We start from the raw sequence: 15360 nt of genomic DNA, 5'->3' as shown, positions 1-15360 counted from the left end.
GTCGCAGAACGTTCTGCGACTTCTGCGAAATCCGCCGCGCCCTCTGCGGGCTAAAAACCGTAGAACATTCGTTTGCCAGAAGGAGTTAGGGAAGCCAACTAGTCATTATCCGTTATGCTAGAGTCGATAAGCACGTTTTACCACAGCCTGAACGCCGTGGGGCGCACCACGATGATTACCACGCCCATTCTGCTGCTGGCGGTGGTAGTGCTGCTGGTGCTGGAGCGCCGGATTCCGTACCGCAAGGGCTTGCCATTCTTCCGCGAGGGGCTGTTTGTCGATTTGTTCTGGTACACGCTGGTGCAGAGCTACTTCCTGCAGATTGTAATTTTTGGGTTCATCATTGCGCCGCTGGCCGCGCACTTCGGCACGCGCTTCAACCTGGTGAGCAGCTGGCCGGTAGCGGCGCAGGTGGGCTTTTTCGTGGTTACCCACGATTTCTATATCTATTGGTTTCACCGCTTCCAGCACAACAGCGCCTTTTTCTGGCGCACCCACGAGGCGCACCACTCGGGCAAGCAGGTGGACTGGCTGGCCGGCTCGCGCTCGCACATCATGGAGATTGTCATTAATCAGACCATCGAGTTTGCGCCGATTATCCTGCTGGGGGCCAACCCGATAGTGGTGCCCATTAAGGCGCTCATTGATGCGGTGTGGGGCATGTACATTCACGCCAACATCGACGTGAAATCGGGTAAGCTTCAGTACGTTATCAACGGCCCCGAAATGCACCTCTGGCACCACGCCGACCACGAGGAAGTGTACTACGCCAACTTCTCGACCAAATTCGCGGTCTGGGACTGGCTCTTCGGCACCGCCTTTCTGCCCGAAAACCGCAAGCCCGAGCGCTGGGGCCTGCCCTACGCTTTTCCGAAGGACTACTTCGCGCAGCACGCGTTTTCGGTGTATCGCTTTGATGAAAAGGCGCTGGCCGAGCGCTCGGCGCCGTTTCGCTACTACCACGGCGTGCGCTGGCGCGTGCTCGACTGGGTGGGCCGCCGCCTGCCCGCCGCCAAGGTGCTGCAAGGCTGGGAAGTAACGCAGGGTGCCGATGAAACCGTGCCCGCCCCTCGCCCCGGCGGCAACCCCACCGCTAAGGCCGCCGCCGCTACGCCCGATTCTTCCCGCCCCGTTGCCACCGTCGCGTCTTGACTCTAAGCTTTAATCCCGCCTGGCTCTACCTGGTCATCGCCTCCGTAATGGAAGTGTGCTGGAATTACAGCCTTAAATACACGAGCGTGGCCAAGATTAAGGCCATCGACTGGTCGCAGTTTTTTGCCGGCTCGGCGGGCATAGTGACCTTGGTGCCCGCCATTTGCTACGTGGCATTTGGGGTGGGCAACGTGTTCTTTTTTTCCAAGGCGCTCAACGTTATTCCCGCTTCCACGGCCTTCGCCATCTGGATGGGCATGGCCCTGGTAGGCATTAAGATAGTGGATACGCTGGTGCTGAAAGAGGCATTTCAGTGGGCACACGTCTTCTACATCGGCTGCATTCTGGTGGGTATTATCGGGTTGAAGCGCACGGCGTAGGCCAAAAAAGCCAGCTCCATCGGGTACCTTTGGGGGTTCTGTGCCGCGCCTTATACTTCGTTCCAGCCGGGTTACGTTATGAAAAAAGACATTACCAATGCATTCGGCAAAGTATTTATAAGCATCGACTACGACCGGGCTAATAGTCTGATATACAACGATTGGCGAGGCTACCAGACGCTGGAAAGCATTATGGCCGGGGCCAATGCCTGCCTCGGTGAGTTGCAGCAGTTCAAGTGCCCCTACCTGCTCAACGACAATACCAACGTGACCGGCCCCTGGGACCACGCCGTGGCCTGGATAGCCCAGGACTGGACGCCCCGCGCCATGGCCCTGGGCCTCACGCACTTTGCCCACGTAGTGAGCCCCGAATCGTTTGCCGCCCTCTCGGCCGAAGCCATGTTTACCAGCATCGGCACCAGCTTTCAGATGCGGATATTTGGGAGCGTGCCCGCCGCGCGGCAGTGGCTGCGCGAAGCCCGGCAGGGGGCGAAGTAGCCGGCCGGGGCTGCCCACCGCACGCGGCCCAAACTGCGGCGCAGCGCTGTAAATTGCCCCATGCGAAAACTGCTTCCCGCGCTGGTGCTGGGCTTACTTGCCGGGGGCCGGGCGCTGGCCCAAAGCCTGCCCATTATCACCCAAAACCCGCCCGCGCTGCGCTGGCAGGAAATCCGGAGCCCGCACTTCCGAGTGCTGTACCCGGCGGGGCTCGACACGGCGGCCCAGCGCACCGCCCGCCGGCTGGAGGCCGTGCACGGTCCCGCGGGCGCTACGCTGGGCGTGCAGGCCAAGCCCATTGCGGTGGTGCTGCAAAACCAGACCACGGTGAGCAACGGCTTCGTGACGTTTTTGCCGCGCCACGCCGAGTTTTTTACCACCCCCGACCAGGGCCAGGGCCTGGGCACCGTGGACTGGCTCGATGGGCTGGTAGTGCACGAGTTTCGGCACGTCAATCAGTTTGATAAGGCCCGCCAGGGCTTTGGGCGGGTGCTGGTGCCGCTGCTGGGCGATGGCGGCCTGGGCGTGAGCGCGGTGGGCGTGCCGCAGTGGTTTTTTGAGGGCGACGCCGTGGGCACCGAAACGGCCCTCACGCGTAGCGGGCGCGGGCGCATCCCGTATTTCGGCCTGGGCCTGCGGGCCAACTTGCTCGCCGGCCGGCTCTATAATTACCAAAAGGCGGTGAGCGGCTCGCTGCGCGACAACGTGCCCGACTGGTACGTGCTGGGCTACTACCTAACTTCTTATGCCAAAGCACATTATGGCGCAAAGGTGTGGAGCCGGGTGCTGGACGAGTACTACCGCTTTCCTTTTTATCCCTTCTCGTTTTCTAACGGCCTGAAGCGCACTACCGGCCTGCGCGTGGAGGACCTGTACGCCCGCACCATGCACGCGCTGGATTCGACCTGGCGGGCCGAGCAGGTGGCGCGCGGGGCGCCCACGCCGGTGCGCGAGCTGGCCGGCCAGGCGGCTACGCGGGTGTTTACCCAGTACCAATACCCTCAATACGTGACTGATAGCACGGTGCTGGCTTTGAAAAGCGGCCTCGGCGACATTGCGCAACTGGTACTGCTGGGCCGCCACAGCCGCGAGAAACGGGTGTTTACGCTGGGCTTACTCAATATTCCGCAGCTGCTGTCGGTGGGCGGGGGCAAGGCCGTGTGGCCCGAGTTTCGGCAAGACCCACGCTGGGGCCAGCGCGTGCACTCGGAGCTGAAAGTGCTGGACCTCAGTACCGGCCGGCTCACGCGCCTGGGTAAGGGCCAGCGCTACGCCGCCGCCGCGCTCTCGCCCGATGGCACGCGCCTTGTGGCCGTGCGTACCGATGCCACCTACCACCACGCGCTGGTGCTGCTGGACGCGGCCAGCGGCGCGGTGCTGCAAACGCTGCCCAACCCGCGCAACGACTTCTACCAGCAGCCGCGCTTTCTGCCCGATGGCCGCCGCGTAGTGGCCGTGGCCCTGAGCGCCGCCGGCAAAACGCTGCAAGTGCTGGACCCCGCCATGGGGCTGGCTACCAGCATTTTGCCGGTGGCGAATGTCAACCTGGCCAACCCGCAGCCCTGGGGCGACTACGTGCTGTACAACTCGCCGCAGTCGGGGGTGGATAATATCTACGCGGTCAATTTGCCCTCGGGCCAAACGTACCAGGTAACCAACCGGCCCACCGGGGCCTACCACGCCGCCGTGGCGCCCGATGGCCGCCACCTGGCCCTGCACGACTACCGCGCCACCGGCGCGCGCGTGGTTGAAATGCCCCTCGACCCCGCCACCTGGACGGCCCTGCCCGCGCCCGCCCGCACCGATGCGCCCGCGCCCTTCGTGGCGGCGCTGGCGGCCGGCGAGCCGGGGGCGGCCCAAATAAGGCAGCTGCTGGCCTCGCCCGACTCCAGCGGCGTGCGCTACGGGGTGCGGCGCTACCGGCCGCTGGCGCACGCGTTCCGGCTGTTCAGCTACGGGGTGGTGCAGAGCCCGGCCGGCAATACGGTGAGCGTAGGGCTGCGTTCGCAGGACTACCTCAGTACCACGCAGTTATTCGCGGGCCTCAGCTACGACCAGACCGAGCGCACGGTGGCCGCCACGGCCGCGCTCAGCTACCAGGGCCGCTTCCCGGTGCTCGACGTGGAGGCCACCTATGGCGGGCGCAACGCCACGCGCTACTTCGACCGCGCCGCACCGCTCGACAGCCTGCGCGGCAGCCAGTGGCAATACGCCCGCCTGCTGGCCGGCGTGCGTATTCCGCTGGTGCTCACGCGCTCCAAGTATTTGCAGGCGCTCACGGCGGGCGCGTATTACCTGCACGAGCGGGTGTTCAACTACACGCCCGCCTTCCGCAACCACAACGAAACCGGCCTCAACGCGCCGCTGCACGCCGTGCAAACGTCCTTGAGCTACGCCAGCCAGCTCAAGCAAAGCGCCCGCGACGTGGCCCCGCGCGGCGGGGCCACGCTGCTGGCTACGTACCGCACCACGCCGTTTGGCACCAGCTTGCAGGCCAGCCAGGTGGGCGTGCAGAGCAGCGTGTACCTGCCCGGCCTGGCCCGGCACCACGCGCTGCGGCTGCGCGGCGGCTTCCAGTACCAGCAGCAGGGGCAGTACAACTTTGCGGCGGCCGTTTCCTTCCCGCGGGCCGAAACGAGCTACGTGAGCTTCGACCGGCTGGCGGTGGGCAGCGCCGATTATAGCTTGCCGCTGGCCTTCGTGCACTGGTCGGTGGGGCGGGTGCTGTACGTGCAGCGCCTACGGGCCACCGCGTTTTTCGACATTGCCCAGGGCAGCAGCGTAGTGCCGCTGCGCACCGCCGCCGGCCGGCCGGTGCCCACCCGCCTCTACCAGGACTACCGCAACGTGGGGGCCGATTTCATGGCTTTGTTTAACGTCTTCCACCTGCGCACGCCCCTGGAAGCAGGCGTACGGATAGCATACAGCAGCAATTTGCAGCAGTTTGTGGTGCAGCCGCTGGCCTTTAATGTGCGGCTATAGCGCAGTAGCGCGAAGCTCCGGCTTCGTGCGCGAGCGTAGCGAGCATCGCCGTTCGCGCCGCCCGGTCCCGCCTGCCCGCTGCGCTCGCGCACGCAGCCGGAGCTTCGCGCTACTTCTTTATAATGCGGTTTTGGTCGGCTATGGTGAACTGGGTGAGGTAGGCGGTTTCCTCGGCTACGTCGGAGCGGGCCAGGCCTGATTCCTTGATTAGCAGCACGCTGGCGTAGAGCAGCATGGTGGCCCCGAGCACGCTTAGCAGCGCGATAAGCCAGGCAGCGGCGCTGTCAATCAGCTCAAAAATGCCGATGCTGAGAATGCTGCCGATGAAAATACTCAGCGTAAAATGCAGGCTGGTCATGGCCCGTTGCAGCAGGCGGGCGCGCCGAATGGCAAACAGCAGCTGCTGCGTAAGGTGGCCGTGCTCGGCGGGGTCGGGCGTGGCGGTGGCGGCCAGCTGCTGGTTTTGGCGCAGCAGCTGGGCCACCTCGCGCTGCCGGTCGAGGCTGCGGCTCAGGCGCTGCGAGGTGGTGAGGATGAGCGAGCCGCACGCCGACACCAGAATGGCCGGCGTAAACATGGCCGACAATACCGATAACGTGCCCGAAATGTGGGAGATAGCCGCCGGCATCGGACTCTACACAATGGGCTTGACCTCCACCGCGTGCTCCGTGAGCGGGGCCTTGGGCTTGCCAATGATGTAGCGCATGCCCTTGTCCTGGGTGAGGTAGTTCCAGGCCCAGGCAAAGAATACAGCAATGCGGTTGCGGAAGCTCACGAGCGCCATGATGTGCACAAAGCTCCAGCCCAGCCAGCCCAGCCAGCCCGTGATGTGGTACTGCTTGCCAAACAGGATAATATCGCCCACCGCCCGGTGCCGGCCAATGGTGGCCATCGTGCCTTTATCCGCATACACGAAGGGGTGCATTGGCTGCTTATTAAGCAGGCGCTTGATATTCTCGCCCAGCAGGCGGCCCTGCTGCAGGGCGGGCTGCGCCACCTGCGGGTGGCCTTCGGGGTAGGCAGCGGTGGCCATCTGGGCAATGTCGCCGATGGCAAATACGTTGTCGTAGCCCGCTACCTGGTTGAATTCGTTGACCTGGTAGCGGTTGGATTTGAGCAGCGCGGCGGGGTCGAGGCCGGCCACGGGCGCGCCCGTGACGCCGGCCGCCCAAATGAGGGTGCGCGCCACCAGCTTCTCGCCGCTCTTGAGGGCCACGTTGTAGCCGTCGTACGACGTGACGCGGTTATCGAGCCACACCTGCACATCCATGTCCTTCAAGTACTTGAGGGCGTGCTCCGACGCCTCGGTCGACATGCCCTTGAGCAGCACCGGCCCGCTCTGCACCAGGTGAATATCCATTTGCTTGAGGTCGAGCTCGGGGTAGTCGCGCGGGAATACGTGGGCGCGCAGCTCGCTCAGCGCGCCGGCCATTTCTACGCCCGTGGGGCCGCCGCCCACTATCACGAAATCGAGCAGGCTGTTGAGCTGCTTCGAGTCGCCCACTTCCAGGGCCTGCTCGAAGTTGGAGAGCAGCGTGTTGCGCAGCTCAATGGCATCGCCCACGCTCTTGAGGCTGATGGAATTTTCCTCCATCTGCTTGTCGCCGAAGTAGTTGGAGGTGGTGCCGGTGGCCAGCACCAGGTAATCGAAGCGCAGCAGCCCGATGGAGGTTTCCACTACCTGGGCCGTGGCGTCGATGGATTGCACATCGGCCAGCCGGAAGAAAAAATTCTCCTGCTCGTTCAGGATTTTACGAAACGGCGAGATGATGCTATCGGCATTCAGGCCGGCCGTACCTACTTGGTAGAGAAGTGGTTGAAACGCATGGTAGTTGTGCTTGTCGATGAGCACTACCTGCACCGGGGCATCGGCCAGCTCCTTAGCCAACTGGAGGCCGCCAAAGCCGCCGCCCACAATTACTACGCGGGGCTTGCCGAGGTCGGCAATTTTCGTAAGTCCTTCCATAGGGTCGCCATGAGGGGCACGCGGCTAATGCTGGCCGGGCCAAGCCCCTCATACGGCCCGGCTGCGCATTAGTCGGCCCCTGCGCGCAAAAAGGTCAACAATGAGTGAGCTCGTAAGCCATTGGCAGGCAAGTAGAGAGCCGATAACGCGCCCGCAGTCCGGCCCGGCGTAACCCTGCACCGCAAAAAACGGTATCAGCCCCACTAGTCTGCCTTAATTTATCCTTGTTTATTATGAAAAAAGTCCTTTTTGGCCTTGTGCTCGCCCTCGGTGGCGGCCTGAGCTCCTGCACCTCTGCCGTGAACGTAGAGCGGCGCGACAATGTCAACTTTAGTAAGTACCGAACCTTCGACTTTGCCGAAACGAAGGTGAAAACCAACGGCGACCAAAACCCGCTGCTCCGCAGCCCCATCGCCCAGGACCGCATCAAGCAGGCCATTGCCGGTGAGCTGGCCACCCGCGGCTTGCGCCAAACCGAGGGCAAGCCCGACCTGCTCATCACCACTCATACCTACGTAGACCAGGCCGAGCGCACGGTGTACAGCACCTACGCCGGCGCGGGCTACGCCTACCCCTACTCAGTGGGCTATGGCGGGGCCTACCTACCCATTAACTATGGCTACTGGTACCGCCCATCGTATTATCAAACGCCTCATACCGAGCAGTATACCGAAGGCACGCTGATAATTGACTTCATTGACCGCCGCACTAATAACCTCGTGTGGCGCGGCTCGATGGCCGACGACGTGAACGACCCCGGCCGCCTGGGCAGCGAATTCAGCAAGTCGGCCAAAGACATCTTGGACAAGTTTCCGGTGGCTGCGAAGAAGTAATAATCCCGTAAAGTTGGAGATACAGCGCGCCGCTGGCCCCCGGGCCGGCGGCGCGTTTGGCGTTTAGCGGGGCATCACAACCCGCTGCGCAAGGGCGACAGCCAAGCTTGGTATGCCTTCCGATAAAAGTCGCGGGTAGCCTCATCCTTAAGCACCACATCTACGCCCCCATCGTAGGGCGCAAGGAGGCAAGCAGTGCGCTGCGAAATAAAAAAAGCACTGGTCCGGCCATCCGCAATCTCCTTTAGTAGCGGATTGAAACCCTTCATTTTCCAAATCTGCTCGCTAAATCTGGGTTGGTAGTATTCGCCGGGCTTGTGTTCCCCTGGATTTAGCCGGTGTAAGTCAATGCGTTCGGTAGCCGTGAATAACAGGTCGCTCAATACACTGGTATCTTCAGTTGGAAAAACAACGCCATCGTACGCATACTCGCCGGTCACGAGCAATATTTCGGCGTTGTTACCCAGTAAATTATTCAGTAAGTAATTCTGCCGGTTAAGTACAATCACCTGCTCCGCTTCCGAAGTGGCATAGCGCTGCAACTCGGGGAGGCTGTGGATGCGAAACCACCTATCGGGGTAAACGTGCTTGAAAAGGTGGCTTATTGGGCCGGTTTCGGGATAAGTGGTGCGCCAAAAGGTATCGAATTGAGCAGCAGTCATACGAACTTATTAAAGATAAGTGACTTTAAGTCAATTAATTAATTATTTAAGCGCTCATAAAAATGCTCATCTTCGCCAGCCTCCCCGCGCCGCTGCTGGGCCTCGCGGGCGCGCAGCTCCACCCGGCGGATTTTGCCGCTGATGGTTTTGGGTAGCTCGGCTACAAACTCCAGGATGCGCGGCATTTTGTAGGGCGCCAGGTGCGTGCGGCCGTAGGCAAACAGCTCCTGGGCCAGCGCGGCGCTGGCGTCGGTGCCGGGCAGCAGCATAACGAACGCCTTGATTTCGTGGCCCTTAATGGGGTGAGGCGAGCCCACTACGGCGGCCTCCACCACGGCGGGGTGCTCGACGAGCACGCTCTCGACCTCGAAGGGGCCCACGCGGTAGTCGCTCGATTTTATCACATCATCGTCGCGGCCCACAAACCAGAGGTAGCCGTCGGGGTCGCGGTAGGCCTTGTCGCCGGTGTAGTAGAGGCCGTGGCGAAACACGCTGGCCGCTCGCTCGGGCTCGCCGAAGTAGCCGCTAAACAGGCCGTTGGGCCGGCCGGTGTCGGTGCGCACGGCAATGTGGCCCTCGGCCAGGGCAGGCAGCTCGCGGCCCTCGTCGTCGGCAATGGCGATGTCGTACATGAACGAGGGCCGGCCCATGCTGCCCAGGCGCACGGCGCTACTGGGCAGGTTGTATATCATGGCCGTGCTCTCCGACTGCCCGTAGCCGTCGCGCAGGAGCTGAACCGTGCCCCGCTGCCAGGCCTCAATCACCTCGGGGTTAAGCGGTTCGCCAGCGCTCACGCACTCGCGGAAGCTGAAATCGTAGCTGGCCAGGTCTTCCAGAATGAGCAGCCGCAGCACCGTGGGCGGCGCGCAAAACGTGGTTACCCGCTCGCGGGCCAGCGCCGCCAGCAGCGGCCCGGCCGCAAAGCGCCCGCTGCCCTGGTACACCACCAGCGTGGCCCCCACGCTGAGGGGCGCAAAAAAGCTGCTCCAGGCAAACTTGGCCCAGCCGGCCTGCGCAATGTTGCAGTGCCGGTCGCTGGGCCGTAAGCCAATCCAGGCGGCGGTGCTGAGGTGGCCCACTGGGTATGAGAAGTGCGTGTGCGTCACCACTTTGGGCAGGCCCGTGGTACCCGAGGTGAAGAACAAAAACAGCGGGTCGTCGGCGCGGGTGGTGGTAGTCTCGGCCTGGTCTGCTAAGCCATCGAGGCCCGCGAAGCTGACCCAGCCCGGGCGCGGGGCCGCGGGCTCACCCACCAGCATCTTGAGCCGGATGCGCTGGCCCAGGGCCTGCTCGGCGGCGTCGATTTTGGCGGCGTTCTCGGCATCGGCGATGACCACGGCGGGCAGCAGGCAGCTAAAGCGGTATTCCAAGTCCTTGATGCTAAGGATACTGGCGGCCGGAATAAGCAGCTGCCCGCCCTTGATACCGGCCACGTAGGTGTGCCACAGCTCGGCGCACACGGGCACCATCAGCAGCACGGCCTCTTGGGGCTGCACGCCGGCGGCCCGCCAAAAGTGCAGTAGCTGGTTGGCGCGGGCGGCCAGCTCGGCGTAGGTTATGTGCTGGTGGCCGTGGTCGTCGGCCAGCACGAGGGCTACTTTGTCGGGGTGGCGGGCCACGTGCAGGCCCTCCAGGATTTCGGCGGTCCAGTTGAAGTATTCGGGCTTGGGCACGGGCCGGGCGGCTAGCTCGTGGTAGGTGCCGGCTTCGGCAATACGCTGAAAATCTTCGAAGTAAGCTTGCATAAGCGGGGTGGGAAAAGGAAAAGCGATGGCCAAGCGGCGGGGGGCGGCCGGAACGTTTTACCGCGCCGGGCCAGTTCAGCCCAAACCTACCGCAACTTATAGCGTCTCGTATGAAAGCTCTGCCCTTGGTCCTTCTCTTTGCCAGCAGCCTGCTGGGCCAGGCTGCCCCCGCCCGCCCGGGTGCGCCCCGCCCGGGGGCCGAGCCCGCCACCCAAACCGTGACGGTAGTGGTAACGGCGCTGGCCTCGCCGCAGGCGGTGGTGCGCCTGAATTTCTATCACGACCCCGCCACCTTTCTGAAGCACGGCCAGCAGGCTTTCCGCGTGGAGGTGAAGCCGGCGGGCAAAACCGAGCTTTCGGTGCCCGTGGAGCTAGCGCCCGGCGAGTGGGCCGTGGCCCTCACCCAGGACACGAACAACAACGACAAGCTCGACAAGAACCTGCTGGGCATCCCGACCGAGCCCTACGCGTTTTCCAACAACGTGCGGCCGCACCTATCGCCGCCCAGCTTCGAGGAGTGCAAATTCACGGTGGCCGGGCCGGGCAAGGTGGTCAGCATTGCCTTTAAAGACTAAGGCTACGTTGCTACTCGGGCGCAGCGCATTGCGCCTGGGTAGCGACGTAATCTAAAAAAATAACAAAAAGGTCTCAAATCCCGGAAAAGCCGTTGGCACCAGTTGCTAGCGGCTTTCCGGCTTTGTATAGGTTAATAAGCTCATCCCTAGATGTGCTAAGTGTCACTTATTGATTTAGTTTTGGAAGCATAATCAGGGTATTATTACTCCTCTTTTGTCGACTTAACTAAATGCAAATAAGTCGGTAATCTTCACTCCTCTACTACTGCATATGAAAAGTACAAATACTGGGAAAGCATCTTTTTTGCGCGGCTTGCTGCTGGTAGTTTTGGCAGCAGGAGCCGGGCCAGCCTGGGGGCAGTGCCTTGCTTGTAGCACAACACTAACTGGTGCGGCAGCTTACACAGCTGCCCAGGGAGAGACAATCTGCATCGCAGCCAATGCTACTTTTTCGGGCACGCTCACCATAGCCCAGCCCAACGTGACGGTGTGCAACAGCGGGACTATCTCTGGTACCATCACTGTCAGCGCTGGTGGGGCCGGTGCAGTACTTAACAATTTCGGTGTCATCAACACGAATACTATTTTCCTGAATGCCCCGGCCACGCTCAATAATGGTAGCAGTACCATGCCTACAGTGAATTGGGGCGGCTACTTTGGCAGTAGCATCACCGTTGCGCCCACCATTAATAACTATGGCACCTGGAAGTCGGCCATGCAGCCAACACCGGGTGGCACCATCACCAATGCCAGCGGTGCCACCTGGGATGCCTACCTGACTACCAGCGCCAACCTCAGTATTACCAACGCTGGCACCTGGAGCACGCAGGTACAGGATGGCGGTAATAACCCCACTATCAGTATTATTCAGAATGCTGGCAGCTGGACCGGGGGTATCAGTCAAAACAACGGCTCGCTGCGCATCACCAACAACGCAACCTGGACCCAGGCCTTCAACTTTCCGGGAGGTAATGCCAATGCTTTTACCACGGCTACCGGGGCCAATACTGCCATTGGGGGCTACCTGGGCCTCGGCGGCACGGTAGTGCTCGTCAACAACGGCACCATGAGCGTGAGCGGTGGTATGGCGGCCCTGGCAAGCACATCGAGCCTGACCAATGCGGCTGGCAGCACGTTTGCCATCGTCGGCGAATTCACCAGCACCGGCAGGGTAATCAACCTGGGTGCCATCAGCAGCACGGGCAACTTTACCAACGGCGGAACCATTACGGGCGGGACCGCAATGAGACAGCGCGGGATATTTCGGGCCGCCGGCTATACCGTAAACAACGGCAAATTCGGGGCCGATAACAGCTTTTTGGATTTTTGCGACAGCACACCGCCCACCCCGGCCAGCAACGGCTTCGATGCGCGGGGTGGCACTATTGGCAGCAACGTCACCTTTTGCTCTACGGCCCCCCTGCCCGTGTCGCTCACCAGCTTCTCGGCGCAGCGGCGCGCGAGCCAGGTGCTGGTGCGGTGGGCTACCGCTTCGGAGCTCAATAACAAGGAGTTTGTGGTAGAGCGCAGCGCCGATGGTCAGGCATTTGTGGCCCTGCAAACGGTAGCCGGCCACGGCACCGTCGCATATGCCCATGCCTACCAGGTCACCGATGCCCGCCCGCTGCCCGGCCTCAGCTACTACCGCCTGCGCCAGGTAGACCAGGATGGCACCCGCACCTACTCGCCCGTGGCCACCGTGAGCCGGCTCGCCGCCCAAGTAGCCGTGTACCCCAACCCCACGGCCGATGTGCTCACCCTCGACCTCAGCGGCCTGGCGGCCAGTGCCTGCCAGGTGCGCCTGTGCAGCCTGCTGGGCCAGCTGGTGCTCAGCCAAACCCTGGCCGGCGGCCAGGCGCAGCCACTCAGCCTGGCCGGCCTGCCCGCCGGCACCTACCTGCTCGAAGTGGCCTCGGCTACTCAGGGCCGCCAGGTACAGCGCGTGGTAAAGCGCTAGCTGGCAAGCAGTTGCTTATAAATATACCTGGCAAGAATAATAAAACAGGTGCGCTAAGACAAACTATTGACCATCAATAGTTTGTCTTAGCGCACCTGTCCGGTGCCGCGCACCAGCCACTTGTAGCTCGTGAGCTCCTCCAGGCCCATGGGGCCGCGCGCGTGCAGCTTTTGGGTGCTGATGCCGATTTCGGCCCCCAGCCCAAACTGCCCGCCGTCGGTGAAGGCCGTGGAGGCGTTGGCGTACACGGCGGCGGCATCCACTACCTGCAAAAAGGTGTCGATGTGGGCCACGTCTTCCGAAATAATGGCCTCGCTGTGGCGCGAGCCGTGCCGGGCAATGTGGTCGAGGGCCGCGTCGAGGTCGGGCACAGTCTTGATGGCCAGCTTATAATCTAAAAACTCGGTGCCGAAATGCGCCTCCGTGGCCGCGGCCAGCAGGTCGGCCGGATAGTGCCCGGCCAACGCCGCGTGGGCCGGCGCATCGGCAAAAAGCTGCACCTGGGCCGCCGCCAGCGGGGCCACCAGGGCCGGCAGGTCGGGCAGGCGGCTTTGGTTAAGCAGCAGGCAGTCAAGCGAATTACAAACGCTTACGCGGCGGGTTTTGGCATTGGCCACGATGGCGGCCCCGGTGGCCAGGTCGCCGGTTTCGTCGAAGTAGGTGTGCACCACGCCGGCCCCGGTTTCGATAACGGGCACCCGGGCATTTTCGCGCACGTAGTTAATCAGCCCCTGGCTGCCCCGCGGAATAACCACGTCGACGTAGCCCACGGCCAGCAGCAGGGCCTCGGTGGCGGCGCGCTCGGGCGGCAGCAGCGTGGCGGCGGCCAGTGGCAGGCCGTGGCGCAGCAGCACCGGCCCGGCCACCTCAATGAGCGCCACGTTGGAGGCCGCCGCGTCGGAGCCGCCCTTCAGCAAGCAGGCATTGCCGGTTTTGAGGCACAGCGCCAGGCTGTCGATGGTCACGTTGGGCCGTGCCTCGTAGATGATGCCCACCACACCCAGCGGCACCCGCACCTTTTTAAGCTGTAAGCCGTTGGGTAATCCCTTCTCACTGAGCACTATGCCCAGCGGCGAGGGCAGCGCGGCCACGCTGCGCAGGTCGTCGGCAATGGCGGCCAGGCGCTCGGGGGTGAGGCGCAGGCGGTCGTGGCGCGGGTCGGTGGCGGGCATGCGGGCCAGGTCTTTCTCGTTCTCGCTGAGCAGGAAGTCGGTGTGGGCCAGCAGGGCGTCGGCCAGGTCGCGCAGCAGGGCGTCGATGGTAGCGGGGGCCACCGTGGCCAGGGCGCGGCTGGCCCGCTGGGCGGCGATGAAAAATTCGGAGTAATCAGCCATAAAGGTGTGCGGTAAGCTTTAGCTTGCCGGGCAATAGATTGACAATCAAGAGGTGCTTTTGCGGCTTACGGCAAGCTAAAGCTTACCGCACATCTTCGGTCAAGAACAAATAATCGTAGTGCACCAGCGGGCGCTGGCCGTGCTGGCCCAGGCGCTCGCGGGCCTTGTCGGCGCCGTACTCGGCCAGGCCCAGGCCAAGGGCCTGGCCGGCCTCATCCACGAGGCGCACGAGGTCGCCTTTTTGAAAATCGCCCTCGATGCGCACCACGCCCACCGGCAGCAGGCTGCTGGCCTTGCCGGGGGCCAGCAGCGCCGCCCGCGCCCCGGCATTCACGTGCACCGCGGCCTGCGCAGACTGGGCGTGGGCCAGCCACTTCTTGGTGCCCGACGCCTTTTTACTGGGCTGAAACCAGGTGCTTACCGCGCTTTCGTTCAGAATATTAAGTAAAATATTGGGCGTCTTGCCGTTGGCAATGTGCACGCTGATGCCCAGCCCGGCCACCTTGTGGGCAATGGAGCACTTGGTGAGCATGCCGCCGCGCCCAAACTGCGAGCGCGTAGCCGTCACAAACTCGGCAAAGCCGGTGTCGTGCGGCGCAATGTGCCGAATCACGCGCGCGCCCGGCCGCGCCGGGTCGCCGTCGTAAATGCCGTCTACGTTGCTGAGAATCAGCAGCGCGTCGGCGTCGAGCATGCTGGCCACCAGGCCGGCCAGCTCGTCGTTGTCGGTAAACATGAGCTCAGTCACCGAAATCACATCGTTCTCATTCACAATGGGTATCACGCCCTGCTGCAGCAATTCCTGGAAGCAGTTGCGCATGTTGAGGTAGTGCTGGCGGTCGCGAAAATCTTCCTTGGTCACCAGCACCTGCGCGCCCAGTAGGCTGTGCGGGGCCAGCAGCGCAGCGTACAGGCCCAGCAATTTTACCTGGCCCACGGCGGCCAGCACCTGGCGGCTGCGCACGGCATCGGCCTTGGGCGGCAGCGCCAGCAGGCTGCGCCCCGCCGCCACCGCCCCCGACGATACCAGCGTGACCTCGCAGCCCTGCGCGCGTAGCGCCACCACCTGCGCTACCAGTTGGGCCATGCGCGCCTCATCGGGCAGGCCGTTGGGCTGGGTGAGCACGTTGGAACCGATTTTGACGACGAGGCGGCGGTAGGGCAGGGGCATGGCGCAAAAGTAACTTTACCTGCTAGTTCCGGCTGTGAGCTTACCTGAAGAAATCATAATCAAAGTTGGCAGGGCTAACCCGTATTTTTCATATTGTTAAATAAC

At 62.8% G+C, this 15360-nt stretch carries 13 protein-coding genes; 7 read left to right on the top strand and 6 right to left on the bottom strand.

The window, feature by feature from the left end; genetic code table 11:
• Positions 1-114 precede the first annotated feature (114 nt).
• The 4 genes from QMK33_RS21050 to QMK33_RS21035 all read left to right on the top strand — a co-directional run bounded on the left by QMK33_RS21050 (position 115) and on the right by QMK33_RS21035 (position 5012).
• Positions 115-1152 (top strand): sterol desaturase family protein, encoded by a 1038-nt coding sequence (locus QMK33_RS21050; protein ID WP_283566598.1) that lies wholly within the window; start codon positions 115-117, stop codon positions 1150-1152.
• The gene (locus QMK33_RS21045) at positions 1149-1532 is read left to right on the top strand and encodes a DMT family transporter (protein ID WP_283566597.1); all 384 of its coding nucleotides are present in this window, start codon (positions 1149-1151) and stop codon (positions 1530-1532) included. Before QMK33_RS21050 ends, QMK33_RS21045 begins: the two co-directional genes overlap by 4 nt.
• A gap of 78 nt (positions 1533-1610) precedes the next feature.
• Entirely contained in the window at positions 1611-2030 is a 420-nt protein-coding gene (locus tag QMK33_RS21040; protein WP_283566596.1) for a hypothetical protein, read from the top strand.
• Between the two features lie 60 nt (positions 2031-2090).
• Complete coding sequence (locus tag QMK33_RS21035) at positions 2091-5012, top strand: TolB family protein (protein WP_283566595.1); 2922 nt, start codon at positions 2091-2093, stop codon at positions 5010-5012.
• Positions 5013-5121: 109 nt separating this feature from the next.
• Here the strand turns inward: QMK33_RS21035 and QMK33_RS21030 are convergent, their stop codons facing one another.
• Both QMK33_RS21030 and QMK33_RS21025 read right to left on the bottom strand, forming a co-directional pair.
• A complete protein-coding gene (locus QMK33_RS21030; protein ID WP_283566594.1) occupies positions 5122-5640 on the bottom strand; it encodes a DUF2721 domain-containing protein in 519 nt (172 codons plus the stop codon).
• 6 nt (positions 5641-5646) lie between these two features.
• A complete protein-coding gene (locus tag QMK33_RS21025; RefSeq protein WP_283566593.1) occupies positions 5647-6978 on the bottom strand; it encodes an NAD(P)/FAD-dependent oxidoreductase in 1332 nt (443 codons plus the stop codon).
• A gap of 233 nt (positions 6979-7211) precedes the next feature.
• On the opposite strand from QMK33_RS21025, the gene QMK33_RS21020 reads away from it, so the two are divergent.
• The gene (locus tag QMK33_RS21020; protein ID WP_283566592.1) at positions 7212-7811 is read left to right on the top strand and encodes a DUF4136 domain-containing protein; all 600 of its coding nucleotides are present in this window, start codon (positions 7212-7214) and stop codon (positions 7809-7811) included.
• 74 nt (positions 7812-7885) lie between these two features.
• Here the strand turns inward: QMK33_RS21020 and QMK33_RS21015 are convergent, their stop codons facing one another.
• Positions 7886-8473 carry a DUF3885 domain-containing protein gene (locus QMK33_RS21015; protein ID WP_283566591.1) on the bottom strand — a complete coding sequence of 196 codons (588 nt, stop codon included), beginning with the start codon at positions 8471-8473 and terminating at the stop codon, positions 7886-7888.
• A gap of 38 nt (positions 8474-8511) precedes the next feature.
• On the bottom strand, positions 8512-10218 hold the full coding sequence (locus QMK33_RS21010; RefSeq protein WP_283566590.1) for an acetate--CoA ligase: 1707 nt from the start codon (positions 10216-10218) through the stop codon (positions 8512-8514).
• Positions 10219-10328: 110 nt separating this feature from the next.
• On the opposite strand from QMK33_RS21010, the gene QMK33_RS21005 reads away from it, so the two are divergent.
• Positions 10329-10793 (top strand): DUF2141 domain-containing protein, encoded by a 465-nt coding sequence (locus tag QMK33_RS21005; RefSeq protein ID WP_283566589.1) that lies wholly within the window; start codon positions 10329-10331, stop codon positions 10791-10793.
• 628 nt (positions 10794-11421) lie between these two features.
• The gene (locus QMK33_RS21000) at positions 11422-12750 is read left to right on the top strand and encodes a T9SS type A sorting domain-containing protein (protein ID WP_283566588.1); all 1329 of its coding nucleotides are present in this window, start codon (positions 11422-11424) and stop codon (positions 12748-12750) included.
• Between the two features lie 86 nt (positions 12751-12836).
• Here QMK33_RS21000 and QMK33_RS20995 read toward each other — a convergent pair whose 3' ends face one another.
• Together QMK33_RS20995 and proB are read right to left on the bottom strand one after the other, a co-directional pair.
• Positions 12837-14084, bottom strand: coding sequence for a glutamate-5-semialdehyde dehydrogenase (locus QMK33_RS20995; protein ID WP_283566587.1), 1248 nt, complete (start codon positions 14082-14084; stop codon positions 12837-12839).
• 82 nt (positions 14085-14166) lie between these two features.
• On the bottom strand, positions 14167-15255 hold the full coding sequence (gene proB / locus QMK33_RS20990; RefSeq protein WP_283566586.1) for a glutamate 5-kinase: 1089 nt from the start codon (positions 15253-15255) through the stop codon (positions 14167-14169).
• Positions 15256-15360: the final 105 nt, after the last annotated feature.

Source organism: Hymenobacter sp. H14-R3 (assembly GCF_030063445.1).
Classification (GTDB): Bacteria; Bacteroidota; Bacteroidia; order Cytophagales; family Hymenobacteraceae; genus Hymenobacter.
The sequence above is the reverse complement of the archived record's forward strand: the minus strand, read 5'-3'. Positions and strand labels throughout refer to the sequence as shown.

Excerpts from the sequence above, each read along its gene's own strand:
- QMK33_RS21050 (WP_283566598.1), top strand. The coding sequence starts at position 115 with ATGCTAGAGTCGATAAGCACGTTTTACCACAGCCTGAACGCCGTGGGG.
- QMK33_RS21040 (WP_283566596.1), top strand. The coding sequence starts at position 1,611 with ATGAAAAAAGACATTACCAATGCATTCGGCAAAGTATTTATAAGCATC.
- QMK33_RS21035 (WP_283566595.1), top strand. The coding sequence starts at position 2,091 with ATGCGAAAACTGCTTCCCGCGCTGGTGCTGGGCTTACTTGCCGGGGGC.
- QMK33_RS21030 (WP_283566594.1), bottom strand. The coding sequence starts at position 5,640 with ATGCCGGCGGCTATCTCCCACATTTCGGGCACGTTATCGGTATTGTCG.
- QMK33_RS21025 (WP_283566593.1), bottom strand. The coding sequence starts at position 6,978 with ATGGAAGGACTTACGAAAATTGCCGACCTCGGCAAGCCCCGCGTAGTA.
- QMK33_RS21020 (WP_283566592.1), top strand. The coding sequence starts at position 7,212 with ATGAAAAAAGTCCTTTTTGGCCTTGTGCTCGCCCTCGGTGGCGGCCTG.
- QMK33_RS21015 (WP_283566591.1), bottom strand. The coding sequence starts at position 8,473 with ATGACTGCTGCTCAATTCGATACCTTTTGGCGCACCACTTATCCCGAA.
- QMK33_RS21010 (WP_283566590.1), bottom strand. The coding sequence starts at position 10,218 with ATGCAAGCTTACTTCGAAGATTTTCAGCGTATTGCCGAAGCCGGCACC.
- QMK33_RS21005 (WP_283566589.1), top strand. The coding sequence starts at position 10,329 with ATGAAAGCTCTGCCCTTGGTCCTTCTCTTTGCCAGCAGCCTGCTGGGC.
- QMK33_RS21000 (WP_283566588.1), top strand. The coding sequence starts at position 11,422 with ATGCCTACAGTGAATTGGGGCGGCTACTTTGGCAGTAGCATCACCGTT.
- QMK33_RS20995 (WP_283566587.1), bottom strand. The coding sequence starts at position 14,084 with ATGGCTGATTACTCCGAATTTTTCATCGCCGCCCAGCGGGCCAGCCGC.
- proB (WP_283566586.1), bottom strand. The coding sequence starts at position 15,255 with ATGCCCCTGCCCTACCGCCGCCTCGTCGTCAAAATCGGTTCCAACGTG.